The following is a 15,367-nucleotide window of genomic DNA, read 5'->3' as shown; positions in this document are numbered from 1 at the left end:
CGGCGACCGACGGCAACGCCCCGGTCGGCTGGCGGGTCGGCGGTCAGGCGGCTTCGAGCGAGCCGGTGACGCCGGCCGCCGCGGTCAGCTCGGCGAGATCACGCCGGAGTGCCGCCTCCACCGCCCGGGCGACCAGCCCGCCGAGCAGCAGCGCCACCACCCGACCGTACGGAGCGGTCGGCACCGCCTCCTGCGTGACGGTGATCGCTGTGCAACCCCGGCTGCGGCGGCGGACCGGCCGCAGGCCCCAGGTGATGCGATAGTCCGCGCCGGCACCGGAGGAGCAGAGCACCAGTCGCTGCGGCGCGAGCGCCTCCACCACCAGGAACTCCTCGGTGAGCGTGCCGCCGCCCGGCTGGACGCGCCCCTCACGCCAGGAGGTGCCCGGACCGAACGGGCCGGGGGTGAGCACCTCGATCGGCCCGGCGGCGGTCAGCCGCGCCGCGCGGCCGGGCAGATCGGTCAGCAGACGCCAGACGTCGACAGTGTCGGCCTCGATGAACCCGGTAATCGCCACCGTCGACATGCCACCCTCCCGTGTCCCCGACGGTACGCGGAGTGAGGGCCGGACGGGGCCCCCGGGACGGAATTTCCACCTCCCGGGGGCGATGCTGTCCGATTGGGCGGTCGCTTCGGCACCGGTCGTCGTCGACCGGTGCCGAAGCGCCGGTCAGCGCTCGAAGCGACCGGCCCGAATCGCGCCGATGAACGCTGTCCACCCCGGCGGGCTGACCGCGAGTGTGGGGCCGGCCTGATCCTTGGAGTCGCGGACCCCGACCAGACCATGGACATCGACCAGGTTGTCCGCCACTTCCACGCAGAGCCCCTGGTCGTTCGAGCGGCTACTGGTACGCCAGACCGCGCCCGCAAGATCGTGCATCGTCGTTACCTCCGTGTGCGATGGACGCCCCACCGCTGACGGCCGGGCAGCGCCCGGCCCGGATTGCGCGGCGAGGCAACGGGATCCGGACGATCAACGGATCAACCACTGCCGGTTATCGCACGGGCTGTGCGATAACCGGTCCCGCGCACGAGACGGATGGATCGCGACGGTTCAGACGGCCGGAAGAACCGTGCCGGTGACCTCGCCGAGTGCGATGGTGGTGCCGTCCGGGCCGGGGGCGGTGGCCGTGATGGTCACCGTGTCACCGTCGTCGAGGAAGGTGCGGCTCTCGCCGCCCACAGTGACCGGCTCGGCCCCACCCCAGGTCAGTTCCAGGAAGGACCCGACCTGTCCCCGCTCGGGCCCGGAGACGGTGCCGGAGGCGTACAGGTCACCGGTGCGCAGCGAAGCCCCGTTGACGGTGAGGTGCGCCAACTGCTGTGCGGGGGTCCAGTACATGGTGGCGAACGGTGGCTCGCTGACCGGCTCGCCGTTCCACTCGACAGCCAGTCGGAGGTCCAGGCCCAGGTGCGGCACGTCCCGCAGGTAGTCGACGACCGGCGGGTCCTGGTCGGGGGCGGGCACGAAGGCGTCGCCGAGCGCGTCCAGCGGCGTCACCCAGGCCGAGACCGAGGTGGCGAAGGACTTGCCGAGGAACGGGCCGAGGGGTTGGTACTCCCAGGCCTGGATGTCCCGGGCGGACCAGTCGTTGACCAGCACCACCCCGAAGACGTGCTCGGCGAAGTCGTCCACGGAGACCCGATCGCCCAACGCGCTGGGTACGCCCACCACGAAGCCGACCTCGGCCTCGATGTCGAGGCGTACCGATGGGCCGGTGACCGGGCCGTCGGCCGAGGCCCGCTGCCCGGTCGGCCGGGTCACCGGCGTGCCGGAGACGACAACGGTGCCGGCCCGACCGTGGTAGCCGATCGGCAGGTGCTTCCAGTTCGGCAGCAGCGGCGGCTGGCCGGGGCGGAAGATCTGCCCGACGTTCGCGGCGTGGTGCTCGGAGGAGTAGAAGTCGACGTAGTCGGCCACCTCGATGGGGAGCAGCAGCTCCACGTCGTCGAGGGGCACCAGCAGCGGCTCCACGGCGGCCCGGTGCGCCGGGTCGGTCAGCAGCTCGGTGATCCGCTGCCGCACGGAAGTCCACTGGGGACGCCCCAGCGCCATGAAGTCGTTGAGCACGGGCCGGCACAGCGTGCCGGCGGCCAGCACCAGCTCGGCGGCCTCCGCAGCGGCGAGGTCGAGAACCCAGGACCCGATCCGTACGCCGATCCGCGCCGGACCCCCGTTGTGCCGGAACACCCCGTACGGCAGGTTCGTCACCCCGTACGGCGAACCGTCGGCACCGGTCACCCAGGTCATGCGTCGTAGCCCCCGTTCACCAGCCCCAGCCGGATCAGATCGGTCAGTGGTTCCAGGATGCTGCACGAGCCGAAGCCCACCCACAGCGGGCGGGGCGCGTCCAGCCGTGCCGTCGCGCGCTCCACCAGGGGCCGCGGGTCGACAACGGTCAGCAGCTCGGCGACCGAGCGCACCCCGTCACCGTCGGCGGCGGCCAGTGTCGCGGCCAGCACGTTGGCGTAGCCGTGGTGGGTGAACCCGGTCTCCGGGTCCAGGTGCCGGATCGCCTGGTGCAGGCCGGCGGTGAGCTTGAACGGCAGGTCCCGGTCCCGGCAGGCACAGATCACCGCGGCCAGCTCGGCCGGGGTGGGGAAGAGTTCGGCGGCCAGGCCGCCGGTGCGGAACTTGGCCGCGATCGGCACCCCGTCGACCCGCGCGGCGACGAGCGCGTCCAGCGCGCCCATCAGACCGAAGGTCAGTGGCAGTTCGGCGTAGACGGCCTCGACGTCGGGCATCGAATCGGTGAGTCGCAGCAGCTCGGCGATGCCGGGCAACGGGTCCTCACCGCGCTTGGCGACCGCCACCTCGACCTGGCGAGCGGTGACGCCGTCCGGGGCGAGAAACGACAGCGCGAACGGCAGGTTCCCGATCCCGGTGTCACCGATGACGCCGACCACCAGGCCCTCGCCCGGGTCGACGAGCCCGCTCAGCTCGCCGGCCGCCACCGTCGAGGCGGGGACCAGCAGCGGGCCGACCAGGTCGGCGTACCAGGCGGTGCGGTGCTGTCGGTGGGCGGCCAGGGCGTCGGGCAGCGCGGCGCTCCCCGGAGGGAAGACGGCGGCGTCGTCCACCAGGCCGGTCAGGAGTGCGGGCACCTGCGTTGACACGGAACAAGAATGTACGGGACGCTACGAGGAACGGACAACAGCGTCCGATTATCGGACGCCTTCGGCCGGTGGACGGAACCTATCGGGAGGCGAGATGCCGTATTACCGCAGCGTCGGCGAGGTGCCGCGCAAGCGCCACACCCAGTTCCGGCAGCCCGACGGCCGCCTCTACGCCGAGGAGCTGATGGGCCAGGAGGGCTTCTCCTCCGACTCGTCGCTGCTCTACCACCGGCACGCGCCCACCGCGATCCTGGCCGCCGACGAGTTCACCCCGCCCACGTTCACCCGGGCACCGAACCTGCCGCTCAAGCCCCGCCACCTGCGCACCCACAAACTGGACACCGGCGGCTCCGATCCCATCCTCGGCCGGCAGTACCTGCTCGCCAACGACGACGTCCGGATCGGCTACGTCCTCGCCGACCGCCCCTCACCGCTGTTCCGCGACGCCACCGGCGACCACTGCCTGTACGTCGAGGCCGGCACGCTGCGGGTCGAGTCCCCGTTCGGTGTGCTGGACGCGGTCGCCGGTGACTACGTCGTCATCCCCACCTCGACCATCCACCGACTGGTGCCCACCGGTGACCAGCCCGTCCGACTGCTCGCCGTCGAGGCCTCCGGGCACATCGGCCCACCCAAGCGCTACCTCTCCGTACGCGGCCAGTTCCTTGAGCACTCGCCGTACTGCGAGCGGGACGTCCGGGGCCCCGACGCCCCGCTGCTCGTCGACGGCGAAGAGGTCGAGGTGCTGGTCCGACACCGATCCCGGGCCGCAGGCCCCGGTGGCAGCGGCACTGCTTGGACTCGTCACACTTATGCCAACCACCCGTTCGACGTGGTCGGCTGGGACGGGCACCTCTACCCGTGGGCGTTCTCCATCCACGACTTCGAGCCGATCACCGGCCGCATCCACCAGCCCCCACCCGTGCACCAGACCTTCCAGGGGCCCAACTTCGTCATCTGCTCGTTCGTGCCCCGCAAGGTCGACTACCACCCACAGTCGATCCCGGTGCCGTACAACCACCACAACGTCGACTCCGACGAGATGCTCTTCTACACCGGGGGCAACTACGAGGCGCGGCGCGGCTCCGGCATCGAGCAGGGCTCGATCTCGCTGCACCCGTCCGGTTTCACCCACGGCCCCCAGCCGGGTGCCGCCGAGCGTTCCATCGGCGCTGACTACTTCGACGAGCTGGCCGTCATGGTCGACACCTTCCGCCCGCTGGATCTCTGCGACGCCGCCAGCGCCTGTGAGGACGAGGGTTACGCCTGGACGTGGGCGCGTCGCGGCTAGCGGACAGCGGTTCGGGTGAAGACGGCGAACTCGGCTACCGCGGTGACGGCGATGGCCAGCACCAGGGGCCACGGTGAGCCGACCATGGCGTACACCAGCAGCAGCAGCGGCGCGGCGGCCACGGCGTAGATCGCCAGGGCCATCGTGCGGTCCGCGCGCAGCAGGGCGGGCAGGACGCTCCGGGTCAACCCCGGCAGCCGGGCACCGAGCTGCCAGACGACGATGCCCCCGGTGAGCGCGGCGAGCACCGCCAGGATGCGGGAGAACCCGTCGCCCGCCGACGCCGCGAACGCGACGAGCACCGCCGCGACCAGCGACCAACCCGCGCCGTAGAGCACCAGGCGGTGCAGCCCGTACGCGAGGGTCCGTGGCGAGTCGATCCGGCTCGGGCTGACCGTCACCGCCTCGGCGATGTGCTCCAACGCCTCCGACCAGCGGCGCTGCTCCAGCCGCATGACCCCCACGTCGTGGCCGGCCTCGGCGATCCGCGGGTCGAGCCGCAGCGCCTCCCGGTAGGCCCGCTCCGCCAGGTCGAACAGGTTCAACCGGGCGGCGACCAGGCTGAGCACCAGGTGTGCCTGCGGCTCCTGCGGGGCCAACTCGACACCACGCCAGGCCGCGTTCAGCGCCGGCTGACCGTTGCGGGCGCCGGCCAGGATCGCCGCCGCGCTCCGCTGGGCGTACGCGTCGGCCGGGCCGAGGGCGAGGATCCGGTCGGCGGTGGCCGCCGCCTCGGTGTAGCGCTCCAGATCGGCCAGCGCCATGCCCCTGGCGACCAGCGGTGGCACCGCCTCCGCCGCGACGGCCACTGCCGTGTCGGCGGCGGTGAGCGCCTCGGCCGGGCGGTCGGCGGCCAGGTGCACCCGGGCCAGCATGGTGAGCGCTTCCACGTCATCCGGCTGGAGGGCCAACCGGTAGCCCAACTCCCCCGCCGCCTCGTCGTAGCGGCCGAGTTCGGCGAGGAGTTGGGCCCGCTGGACGTAGCCGTCGGCGGCGGACTGGTCGGGGGTGGGGTCGCTGGACATCGCGGCGAGCCTAGGCGGCCGGAGCGTCGTACACCAGGGCCACCGCGATCCCGGCCAGCCCTTCCTCACGGCCGGCGAAACCGAGCCCGTCGGTGGTCGCCGCCGAGACGGTGACCGGGGCGCCGACCGCGGCGGAGAGGACCTCCTGCGCCTCCGCGCGGCGGCGGCCGATCTTGGGACGGTTGCCGATGACCTGCACAGACACGTTGCCGATCTCCAGGCCGGCGGCCCGCACCCGGCGGGCCGTCTCGGTCAGCAGCGCCACCCCGGACGCGCCGGCCCACTCCGGCTGGTCAACCCCGAAGGCAGAACCGAGATCACCGAGACCGGCGGCGGAGAGCAGCGCGTTGCAGGCGGCGTGCGCGACCACGTCGGCGTCCGAGTGCCCGGCGAGGCCGTCCTGGTCGGGCCAGAGCAGCCCGGCCACCCAGCACGGCCGGCCCGGCTCGAACGCGTGCACGTCGGTCCCGATGGCCACCCGAGGAACGATCATGATCAGAGGGTACGCGTCAACCGGTCGTGGCAAGCAGATGCTCCGCCAGGGCCAGGTCGAACGGTCGGGTGATTTTCACTGCGTACTCCGAGCCGGGCACGCAGCTCACCTCGACACCCTGCTTCTCGACCAGCCCGGCGTCGTCGGTGAGGGAGTCACCGGCAGCGGCGTGCGCGGCGCTGAGCACGGCCCGGCGGAAACCCTGCGGGGTCTGCACCGCGCGCAGGGCGGACCGGTCGACGGTGCCGAGCACCACCTCGCCGGCGCCGACCTCCTTGATCGTGTCGACCACCGGCAGGACCGGGATCACCGCGTCCCGCCCGCCCCGGACCGCCGCCGCGACGGATTCGACGAGCTCGGGCGGGGTGAGCGCCCTGGCGGCGTCGTGCACCAGGACGATGGTCGGGCCGGCCGGCACGGCGGCGAGCGCGGCGGCGACAGACGCCTGCCGCTCCGCCCCACCGGGCACCACGGTCACCGGCGCGACCGGGGCCAACAGATCGCGGACGGCCTGCACCTCGGCGGTCGGCGCGGCCACCACGATGGTGTGCACGGAGGGTGCGGCGGCCAGTCGGCGCACGGCGTGCACCAACAGCGGCTCACCGGCGAGCAGGCGCAGCGCCTTGGGTCGGCCGGGACCGAGCCGTACGCCGGCACCCGCCGCGGGCACGAGGACCGCGACGTCACCGCGCGGATTGAGCTGCGCGGTCACGTCGCGGTCCTCGGTGGTTTCTTCACTACGAAGTGGGTACGACGATGCTGTGCGGACTAGGCCTCGGTGAGGACCTTGTCGAGCAGCGTCTCCGCCTCATCCTTGGTGCTCTTCTCAGCCAGCGCGACCTCGCCGACGAGAATGTCGCGGGCCTTGGCGAGCATCCGCTTCTCGCCCGCAGAGAGGCCCCGCTCCCGCTCCCGACGCCACAGGTCACGCACGACCTCGGCGACCTTGAGCGGGTTGCCGGAAGCCAGCTTTTCCAGATTGGCCTTGTAACGCCGCGACCAGTTGGTCGGCTCCTCGGTGTGCGGAGCCCGCAGAACGTCGAAGACCTTGCCGAGGCCCTCTTCGCCGACCACCTCACGGACGCCCACGATCTCGGCGTTCTCGGCCGGCACCCGGACCGTCAGGTCACCCTGCGCGACCCTCAGGACGAGGTATTGCTTAGGCTCGCCCTTGATGACCCGAGTCTCGATTGCCTCGATGAGTGCGGCCCCGTGGTGGGGGTAAACAACGGTCTCGCCGACACTGAAAACCATAGGTTCGAAACCCCTTTCGCTGTGTCTAGGGTAACACGCTCAGGCACCGATGTCTCACCGATGTCCTGACCGTTGGCGCAGCTCAGGGGCCCTGTGAGAGGTCTTGCTTCAGCTTGACAGGCGGTCAAACCGATGGTTCGAACACGCTCCGTAACGCGCAAATGACTGCCCGGTACGGGTGAACAGAACGTCGAGATCAAGGGCTATGCGCTCCTCCCATGGTAGCCCGGCCAGCCGGACCGCGCCCAGATGTAGCGGGAGGAGCCCCCGGTGCGCGACCCTGGAGACCGAGCCGCACTCCGCTCTCGAGACGCTTCCAGGAGGTCCGATGGGCAAGCCGGACGCAGAAGGTAACGGGCCAGCCGACGGCCTGCCCGGCCTGCCTCCCGAATGGGGCCGGGTGGTGGTCCCCGACGACGCCTCCGCGCTGGCCGCCGAGGCGGCCCAGGTCCGCCGTGAGCTCCGTCGGGCCAGCCGCCTCCCCGGTGGTCCCCGGGCTCTGGGGCTGCCGCTGCTGGTCCTGCTGGTGGCGGTCGTCACCACGCTGGCCGGCCTGCTGGTGGTCACCTGGCCCCGGGCCAACCGCGGCACCGAGCGCCCGAGCCCGACCCCCTACTCGCCACCGGCCAGCCTGACCGGGCAGGCGCTGCCCGCACTGGACCTGGTCGACGCCCAGGACGCACCAGTGCCACTGCGCGGCCTGCTACCCGCCATGATCATCCTGTTGGACGGTTGCCCCTGCCCGGACCGGGTCACCGAGGCCCTGGCAGCAGCACCCGCCGACGTCTCCGTGATCACCGTCACCGCAGGGCGCAGCGCCCCGGCCGGGCCGACCACCCAGCGGCAGGCGCACGTCCTGGCCGACCCGGCCGGCGGGCTGCGCTCGTTCCTGGGTCAACCGGCCCGCCCCGGCACCGCGACCGCCGTGCTGGTCGACCGCGCCGGCCTGGTCACCCGGGTGATACCCGACCTGGGCACCGTCGAGTCGTACCGGAGCGACCTGAGCGCCCTCGCCGCCTGAGCGACCCGGTCAGCGAGGGGGCAGTGCGACGAGCTGCGCCTGGATGTCGATGGGCCGGTCGCCCGCCGACAGCGACAACCGGAACGGTCCGCCAAAGGGCAGCACCTCGGCGTTGGCGATCGCGCCGTCGCAGTCGATCCGCAGCTGACCGTTGATCTTGGCCTCGTCGCTCGTAAGCACCATCGTGCCGGGGCGGGTGCACCGGTACTGGAGCAGATAGCGGGCACCGTCGTCGCCGGCCTGCCGAGTCACTTCCTGGCCGGGAGCGAGCTCCCGCTGCTCCCGCCAGACGGTCTCGTTGAACGGGGGCAGGTCACCCGAGGGAAAGAGCACCCTGGGATCGCCCTCGATGTCGCTGATCGAACCCGTCTCCGGGTCGATCACCGCCCACGGACGGCTTTCCACCCGGGTGACCTCGCCGGTGTCGGGGTCCATCCGTGCCGTGATACGCCCCTCGGGCTCCTCAGCCACGATGAGACGTTCCAGGGGGGTGCCGACGCTCGGCCCGACCGATGGCACCGCCGCCGCGGAAGGGACAGCCGTCCCTGCCGTCGACGAGGGCGCGGCAGAGTGCCACCACCAGCCGCCTGCTACCAGAACGGCCGCCGCGGCACCGAACAGCACCACCGAGCGCAGCCGGTCGTCAGGCGTCGCATCCACAGCACGAGCGTACCGGTCGGCTCGACGAGGTTCAGTCCTGTCGATCGAGCAGGGCGGCGTACAGGGTGAGGCCGGGGCCGAAGGCCAGCATGACGATGCGCTGCGCCGCCGGTGTCGCCCGGCCCAACCGGTCCAGGATCAGCAGCACCGTCGGCGACGAGCAGTTGCCGTGCTCGTCGAGCGTCGCCCGGGACGCCGCCAGCCCCAGCGGGGGCAGCGCCAGCTCCCGCTCGACCACGTTGAGGATCCGCGGCCCGCCCGGGTGCACCGCCCAACCGTCCACCTCGGAGCTGGTCATGCCGTGCCGGGCCAACAGCTCGTCGACCAGCCCACGGACGTGCCTGGACAGCACCTGCGGCACCTTCGGCGACAACCCCATCCGGAACCCCGCGTCGGTGACGTCCCAGGTCATGTGATCGGCGGTCGAGGTGTCGGTGACGGCGGTGACCTCGCGCACCGCGTACCCCGGGCCGCCCGGCACGACCACGGCGGCGACCGCGGCGTCCGAGAAGAGCGCGTGGGAGACGATCTGCTGGGTGTCCACCCGGGCGCTGGAGGGCTGGATGTGCAGGCTGGTCAGCTCCGCGCAGAGCAGCAGCGCCGGACGCCCCCGGGCGGTGACGAAGTCACTCGCCGCGCCGAGACCCGGCAGTGCCGCGTAACAACCCATGTGGCCGATGACCATCCGCTGGGTGTCCGGGGCCATGCCCAGGTCCCGGGCGAGCAGGATGTCCAGCCCCGGAGTGGCGTACCCGGTGCAGGAGCAGACGATGAACAACCCGATGTCGCCGGCGCTCAGCCCGGCTGCTGTCAACGCCCGGCCCACCGCCTCCTTGCCCAGCGGCAGCGCCTCCACCTGGTAGCGGCGCATCCGGCGCTCGGTCGGCCAGTCCGAAACGTCCTCCAGCAGCGGGTTGACCGCGGCCTGCCGACGGGTCACCCCGGAGTTGGCGAAGATTCGCTGGGCCAACGACCGGGTGGTGCCGGAGAAGTGCTTGGAGAAGAAGCCCTCCCACAACTCGTCCTGTGAAGCGGACGGCGGCTGCGCTGTCCCGAGCCCCGCGATCACTGGTACGGACACGATCCCCACCTCTCGTCAGATGCTGTCCTCCCCCTGGCCTTCCCACCAGCCACCTCGGCTGGTCGTTCCTCCGTACGAGCCCGGTGGCGCGGGCTCACCAACGCGGCGCCGATCCGTCACGGTCCGGGTCGCCGCCGAGCGCGGCGATGCCGAGCCAGTCGGCGCAGACGTCCGACGTGGCCGGGTGTAGTGAGCCGCAGCGGGCGTCGCGGTAGAGCCGCTCCAGCGGATGACCACGGCGGGTCGCCGAGGTGCCCGCGGCCTCCAACACCGACGCCGCCACCTCGGCGGCTGTGGTGCCGGCGAGCAGCTTCGCCCGCCACACCCAGCGGTTGGTCTCCTCGTCACCGGGCGCCTCGTCCACCCGGCGGGCCGCCTCGGCCACCACCAACTGCGCGGCGGCCGTTGCCGCGTCCGCCCGACCCAGCCGGGCCCGCACCGCCGGCAGACCGGCCAGGTTGCGGGCGTTGAGGTGCTCGGCAGCCGCGTCGATCGCCGCGCGGGCCACCCCCACGTAGACCGCCGCGTAGCTGGCCACCAGCCAGTGCGGCATCAGTTGGGCGACCACCAGCGCCAGCCCTTCCACCCCACCGAGCAGCCGGTCGGCCGGCACGCTGACGTCCAGGTGCAGGTCGTGGGAGGAGGTGGCGCGCATGCCGAGCGAGTCCCAGGTCGGCTCCACGGTCAGCCCGTCGCCGGCCGGCACCAGGAACTGGGACACCACCGACTGGTCGGCAGCGCTGCGTGCCGCCACCAGATAGCCGTCCGCGTGCCCGGCGCCGGAGCAGAAGGTCTTGCTGCCCTTGAGCTGCCAGCCCCCGTCGACCGGCGTGTACGAGGTGCCCAGCTGGGACAACCGCGCCCCCGCGCCCCGCTCGCTCATCGCGACCGCGTACCAGGAGCCCTGCGCGGCCGCGCTGAGCAGCCGGTCGCGGGCGGCCAGCGCCTCGTCCGGTACGCCCAGCGCCTCGGCCAACTCCTCGGTGACCGCACCGAGCGCACCGGTCACCGAGGCGTGCATGTTGAACACCAGGGCGGTCGCACCGTTGCCCCGGGCAAGCTCAGTGGCCACCGCGGCGTACTCGGCGAAGGTGGCGCCCAGGCCGCCGAGAGCCCGGGGCACCATCAGCCCGAACAGGCCGGCCTCTCGCAGGTCGGCGAAGTCGTCCACAGGGAAGGAACCGTCCCGGTCGTGCTCGGCCGCGCGCGCGGCGAACCGTGGTGCCAACCGGCGAGCTGCCTCAAGCGCGTGCACCGTCATCTCGTCCCCTCCTCGGCGTTCCATACCCCGCCACGGCCTGACTATCCTTTGCGGACTCCCCGGCCCTGGTAGAGCACGGCGGTGGAGCGGGTCGGCACGATGCGTGGCGCACGGCCGGCGGGCACCGCACCGGGCGTTCCGGCCGCGCGGGCGCGGCGCAGCAGCCAGGCGAGCACCCCGCCGACCTGCGGCCGGATGCCCCGCAGCCGCAGGTCGACACCGTGTCGGGCGCACTCGGCGACCAGCGCCCGCGCGTCCACGAACAACCGAGGATCGTGAATGCCGCGCGGCACCGTCGGCAGCCGCTCGGCGATCCGGACCGCGACGAGCCGGGCCAACGCCGTGTCGTTCAGGGTGTCCAGCACCAGCACGCCACCCGGGCGCAACAGCCGGCACGCCTCGGCCACCGCCCGTGGCCAGTCCGGCACGTGCTCCAGCAACTCGCCGGCGGAGACCACGTCGGCGCAGCCGTCGGGCAGCGGAACGGCGGTGGCGTCACCCTGGATCACGCTGACCCCGTGCTCGGCCGCCTGGACGAGGGCCGAACGGGTCAGATCCACCCCGACATGGCGGTAGCCCTTGCCGGCCAGGTGCGGCGCGAGCAGGCCGGCACCGCAACCCAGATCGACGAGCAGCGCGCCCGCACGGGTGGCGGGCGGCACCAGCGCCGCCCGGGCCTCCGCCAACCAGTGCAGCATCGCGAACGCGCCGTCGGGCCGCCACCACTCACCGGCCAGATCGTCGTACTGACGCGGATCGTTTCGCGGCAGCACCCTCGGCCCGGTGGACGCCCCGGCCGCAGCCACGTCTCGCATGGAACCGAGCGTGGCACGACTGCTCGGTAACGACCAGACTTCCCTTATGTCGTCGAGGGTGTTAGGGCTGGTCAGAGCGAGCCATCCGGAACCGGCCGCGGCGGTGACCACGGTGGCCGGTCTGCTGGCGTGGGGAGTGGGCCACCGGCCGACCGGAATCGCCTCGGTGGTGCTCGCCGTGCTGGCCAGCCAGCTCGCTGTCGGCTGGACCAACGACGCGCTGGACGCCGAGCGGGACGCCACTGTGGGGCGTACCGACAAACCGGTCGCCAGTGGCGCGGTCGGTCGGCGCGTCACGGCCTGGGCCGCCGTGGTGGCCGCGGCGGCCTGCCCGCTGCTGGCGCTGACCACGAACCCGGCGGCGGCGTTCTGGCTGACCCTCGCCCTGGCCTCCGCCCTGCTCTACGACTGGCCGCTCAAGGCCACCGCGTTCTCGGTGCTGCCCTACGCCGTGTCGTTCGGCGCGCTGCCCGCCTTCGTGGTGCTGGCACTGCCCGGTCAGCCGACCCCGCCCGTCTGGCTGGTGGCGGCGGCGGCCTGTCTGGGCGCCGGGGCGCACTTCGCCAACGTGCTGCCCGACCTGGCCGACGACGCCCGCACCGGCGTGCGCGGCCTGCCCCACCGGTTGGGCGCCGCCGGCAGCCGGGTGGCCGCTGCGGGTCTCCTGCTCGCGGCGACCGCGGCCCTGGTCCTCGGACCACCCGGGCCGCCGTCGGCGATCGGCTGGGCGGCAGTCGGCACGGCCGCCGTGGTGCCGCCGCTGAGCTGGTACGCCGGACGCTCGGCGAGCCGGGCCGGCCGGCGGCCGGTGGCGGCCTTCCGGGCGGTCATGCTGGTCGCCCTCATCGACGTGGTTCTGCTGGTGGCGAGCGGTCGGGTGGTCTGAACGCCACCCGGCCAGGTGGCATTGCCGGGTCCGCGTGCGGGCCTCGATCAGCCCCAACTACCCTGGAGCGCGGTCTGCGCGGGTATGGCCACCGTGCCCGGCGTACGGCCCGGGTGGGGATTGTGACGAGGAGGACCGACGTGACGCGCTCGATCAGGGGATCCCGGCGGGCGGCCCTGTTGCTGTCCGGGATTGCGGCGGCCAGCCTGCTGGCTTCGGGATGCGGCGCCGGTCAGATCGCCGAGACCGCGTTGAAGGAGCCGTCGGTCCAGGGCGTCAACCTCACGACCGACAACGGTTCCTTCTCGGTGCGGGGCCTGCTGGTGGACTACCCGGGCACCGAGGGTTACCGGGCCGGGCAGGACGCCGGCCTCGGCGCCGTGATCTACAACGACTCCAAGGAGACGGTGACGGTCACCGTCACCACCGAGAGCGCCCGCGAGGTCGTGATCAGCGGCGGCTCGGCGAGCCCGTCGCCGTCCGCCTCGGAGAGCCCGTCGCCGTCCGGTTCGGCCAGCCCGTCGAACTCCACCTCGGGTTCGCCGAGCCCGTCGGCGACGCCGTCCGAGACCGGGTCGTCCTCGGCCACCCCGTCCGCCCCGGAGTCGGCGCGGGCGTCCGGTTCGGCCAGCCCGGCCGCCCCGGGCCAGCCGGCCCGGATCGAGCTGGCGCCGTTGAGCTACATCCAGTTCAACTCCGAGGCCACCTCGCAGCTCCGGCTGATCGGCCTGACCGAGGCGCTGCGCTCCGGTCAGAACGTCGTGGTGACCTTCGACTTCGGTAACGGCAACACGGTCACCGGCCAGGCGCCGGTCGCCGTGCCGCTCACCCCGGCGGCCCCTCCGTCGCCGATCATCGAGCGCGAGGGCGGCTACGAGGGCAACGAGGGCGGCACGACCCACGAGTGACCCGTTGCGCACATCGACGAACACCCCGGCGTGGTGACCACCACGCCGGGGTGTTTTCGTCGTACGCGGGGGCTAGCGTCCTGATGTGACCACGTCCCGATCGACCCCTCCTCGTGGCGGCACGGCCGGTGCCGCCCGTGCTCGGTCCGCCGCCCGCGAGCCGCGTCCGGCCTACCAGTGCGACGCCTGCGGGCACCAGCCGCCCAAGTGGGTGGGGCGCTGCCCCGAGTGCGGCGAGTGGGGGGCGGTGGTCGAGAGCACGGTGACCGGCCCGACCGTCTCCGGTCGGGTGGTCAGCTCCCGGATGCCGTCCGAGCCGGCCCGGCCGATCGCCACCATCAGCGCCGCTCCGGCCCGCGCCCGTCCCACCGGGGTCAGCGAGCTGGACCGGGTGCTCGGCGGCGGCCTGGTCCCCGGTGCCGTGGTGTTGCTCGCCGGCGAGCCCGGCGTGGGCAAGTCGACCCTCCTGCTCGACGTGGCACAGCAGTGGGCGGTCAATGCCGGCAGTCCCTCGCTGGTGGTCAGTGGCGAAGAGTCGGTGAGTCAGGTGCGGCTGCGCGCCGAGCGGATGGGCACCCTGCACGATCAGCTCTACCTCGCCGCGGAGAGCGACCTGGCCTCGGTGCTCGGGCACCTCGACGCGGTCAAGCCGGGCCTGTTGGTGCTCGACTCGGTGCAGACCATCTCGACGACCGGCACCGAGGGGGTGCCCGGTGGGGTGACCCAGGTCCGCGCGGTCACCGCGGCGCTGGTGTCGGTCGCCAAGGAGCGGGGCATCGCCACCGTGCTGGTCGGGCACGTCACCAAGGACGGCCAGGTGGCCGGGCCTCGGGTGCTTGAGCACCTGGTCGATGTGGTGCTGCACTTCGAGGGCGACAAGCACTCGTCGCTGCGCCTGGTGCGCGGCGTGAAGAACAGGTTCGGCGCGGCCGACGAGGTCGGCTGCTTCGAGATGCACGAGGGCGGCATCAGCAGCCTGGCCGACCCGTCCGGGCTGTTCCTGACCCGCTACGCCGAGCCGGTCCCGGGCACCTGCGTGACGGTGGCCATGGAAGGGCGGCGGGCGCTGGTCACCGAGGTGCAGGCGCTGATCGGCGCGACGGTGGCGGGCTCTCCCCGACGCACCGTCTCCGGCCTCGACTCGGCGCGACTGGCGATGGTGCTCGCGGTGCTGCAACGGCGCACCGAGCGGCTGACCCTGCACGACCGGGAGGTTTTCGCCGCCACCGTGGGCGGGATCCGGGTGGTGGAGCCGGCCGCCGACCTGGCGGTGGCCCTGGCGGTCGCCTCCGGCGGGCTCAACCTGGCGATCGCGCCGCACCTGGTGGCGATCGGTGAGGTGGGGCTGACCGGCGAGGTGCGGCGGGTCGGGGCGGTGCCGCGCCGACTGGCCGAGGCGGCCCGGCTGGGGTTCAAGGTGGCCCTGGTGCCGCCCGGCTGCGGCCCGGCCAGCACCGGCGCCGGGCCCGAGCAGATGCGGGTGACTGAGGTCACCGACGTCCGCTCGGCGCTGCACCATGCGGCCCGTGCGTCCGCCGAGTGACCCACCGTGCCG

General features: G+C 73.0%; 17 protein-coding genes. 5 read left to right on the top strand and 12 right to left on the bottom strand.

Annotation, left to right across the window (positions count from 1 at the left end; all coding sequences use genetic code 11):
* Window positions 1-43 precede the first annotated feature (43 nt).
* The 4 genes from QCZ28_RS05055 to QCZ28_RS05040 form a co-directional block, all read right to left on the bottom strand.
* On the bottom strand, window positions 44-526 hold the full coding sequence (locus tag QCZ28_RS05055) for an SRPBCC family protein (protein ID WP_279515435.1): 483 nt from the start codon (window positions 524-526) through the stop codon (window positions 44-46).
* Between the two features lie 144 nt (window positions 527-670).
* Complete coding sequence (locus QCZ28_RS05050; RefSeq protein ID WP_030327888.1) at window positions 671-880, bottom strand: DUF397 domain-containing protein; 210 nt, start codon at window positions 878-880, stop codon at window positions 671-673.
* 174 nt (window positions 881-1,054) lie between these two features.
* Complete coding sequence (fahA, locus tag QCZ28_RS05045) at window positions 1,055-2,251, bottom strand: fumarylacetoacetase (protein ID WP_279515434.1); 1,197 nt, start codon at window positions 2,249-2,251, stop codon at window positions 1,055-1,057.
* A complete protein-coding gene (locus QCZ28_RS05040) occupies window positions 2,248-3,117 on the bottom strand; it encodes a hypothetical protein (RefSeq protein ID WP_279515433.1) in 870 nt (289 codons plus the stop codon). The genes fahA and QCZ28_RS05040 overlap by 4 nt, the downstream gene beginning before the upstream one ends.
* Window positions 3,118-3,211: 94 nt before the next feature.
* On the opposite strand from QCZ28_RS05040, the gene QCZ28_RS05035 reads away from it, so the two are divergent.
* Window positions 3,212-4,408, top strand: a complete 1,197-nt coding sequence (locus QCZ28_RS05035; protein ID WP_279515432.1) for a homogentisate 1,2-dioxygenase domain-containing protein — start codon at window positions 3,212-3,214, stop codon at window positions 4,406-4,408.
* Here the strand turns inward: QCZ28_RS05035 and QCZ28_RS05030 are convergent.
* Genes QCZ28_RS05030 through QCZ28_RS05015 form a run of 4 tightly spaced genes read right to left on the bottom strand, consistent with a single transcriptional unit; the run spans window position 4,405 to window position 7,180 of the window.
* Window positions 4,405-5,433 (bottom strand): tetratricopeptide repeat protein, encoded by a 1,029-nt coding sequence (locus tag QCZ28_RS05030; protein WP_279515431.1) that lies wholly within the window; start codon window positions 5,431-5,433, stop codon window positions 4,405-4,407. The genes QCZ28_RS05035 and QCZ28_RS05030 overlap by 4 nt on opposite strands.
* A 10-nt stretch (window positions 5,434-5,443) precedes the next feature.
* Window positions 5,444-5,929 (bottom strand): 2-C-methyl-D-erythritol 2,4-cyclodiphosphate synthase, encoded by a 486-nt coding sequence (gene ispF / locus QCZ28_RS05025; protein WP_279515576.1) that lies wholly within the window; start codon window positions 5,927-5,929, stop codon window positions 5,444-5,446.
* 13 nt (window positions 5,930-5,942) lie between these two features.
* Complete coding sequence (gene ispD, locus QCZ28_RS05020; RefSeq protein WP_279515430.1) at window positions 5,943-6,638, bottom strand: 2-C-methyl-D-erythritol 4-phosphate cytidylyltransferase; 696 nt, start codon at window positions 6,636-6,638, stop codon at window positions 5,943-5,945.
* Between the two features lie 56 nt (window positions 6,639-6,694).
* Window positions 6,695-7,180 (bottom strand): CarD family transcriptional regulator, encoded by a 486-nt coding sequence (locus tag QCZ28_RS05015; RefSeq protein ID WP_007073334.1) that lies wholly within the window; start codon window positions 7,178-7,180, stop codon window positions 6,695-6,697.
* 328 nt (window positions 7,181-7,508) lie between these two features.
* On the opposite strand from QCZ28_RS05015, the gene QCZ28_RS05010 reads away from it, so the two are divergent.
* Window positions 7,509-8,201: a hypothetical protein gene (locus QCZ28_RS05010; RefSeq protein ID WP_279515429.1), complete on the top strand. Its 693-nt coding sequence runs from the start codon at window positions 7,509-7,511 to the stop codon at window positions 8,199-8,201.
* Between the two features lie 9 nt (window positions 8,202-8,210).
* On the opposite strand, the gene QCZ28_RS05005 is transcribed toward QCZ28_RS05010, so the two are convergent.
* The 4 genes from QCZ28_RS05005 to QCZ28_RS04990 form a co-directional block, all read right to left on the bottom strand.
* Window positions 8,211-8,828 carry a hypothetical protein gene (locus tag QCZ28_RS05005; protein WP_279515428.1) on the bottom strand — a complete coding sequence of 206 codons (618 nt, stop codon included), beginning with the start codon at window positions 8,826-8,828 and terminating at the stop codon, window positions 8,211-8,213.
* Between the two features lie 64 nt (window positions 8,829-8,892).
* The gene (locus QCZ28_RS05000; protein ID WP_279515427.1) at window positions 8,893-9,942 is read right to left on the bottom strand and encodes a type III polyketide synthase; all 1,050 of its coding nucleotides are present in this window, start codon (window positions 9,940-9,942) and stop codon (window positions 8,893-8,895) included.
* Between the two features lie 94 nt (window positions 9,943-10,036).
* Entirely contained in the window at window positions 10,037-11,203 is a 1,167-nt protein-coding gene (locus tag QCZ28_RS04995) for an acyl-CoA/acyl-ACP dehydrogenase (protein ID WP_279515426.1), read from the bottom strand.
* A 41-nt stretch (window positions 11,204-11,244) separates the two neighbouring features.
* Window positions 11,245-12,018, bottom strand: coding sequence for a methyltransferase domain-containing protein (locus QCZ28_RS04990; RefSeq protein ID WP_279515425.1), 774 nt, complete (start codon window positions 12,016-12,018; stop codon window positions 11,245-11,247).
* 46 nt (window positions 12,019-12,064) lie between these two features.
* Between QCZ28_RS04990 and QCZ28_RS04985 the strand changes: the two genes are divergently transcribed.
* From QCZ28_RS04985 to radA, 3 genes are all read left to right on the top strand, one after another.
* On the top strand, window positions 12,065-12,904 hold the full coding sequence (locus QCZ28_RS04985) for a UbiA family prenyltransferase (RefSeq protein WP_279515424.1): 840 nt from the start codon (window positions 12,065-12,067) through the stop codon (window positions 12,902-12,904).
* A gap of 140 nt (window positions 12,905-13,044) precedes the next feature.
* Window positions 13,045-13,812, top strand: coding sequence for a hypothetical protein (locus QCZ28_RS04980; RefSeq protein ID WP_279515423.1), 768 nt, complete (start codon window positions 13,045-13,047; stop codon window positions 13,810-13,812).
* Between the two features lie 85 nt (window positions 13,813-13,897).
* Window positions 13,898-15,355, top strand: coding sequence for a DNA repair protein RadA (gene radA, locus QCZ28_RS04975; RefSeq protein WP_279515422.1), 1,458 nt, complete (start codon window positions 13,898-13,900; stop codon window positions 15,353-15,355).
* The last annotated feature ends 12 nt before the right edge of the window (window positions 15,356-15,367 follow it).

It is taken from the genome of Micromonospora sp. DH14 (genome assembly GCF_029809455.1).
GTDB classification, from domain to species: domain Bacteria; phylum Actinomycetota; class Actinomycetes; order Mycobacteriales; family Micromonosporaceae; genus Micromonospora; species Micromonospora parva.
Note: the sequence above shows the minus strand (reverse complement) of the source record. Positions and strands in the feature narration are given on the sequence as shown.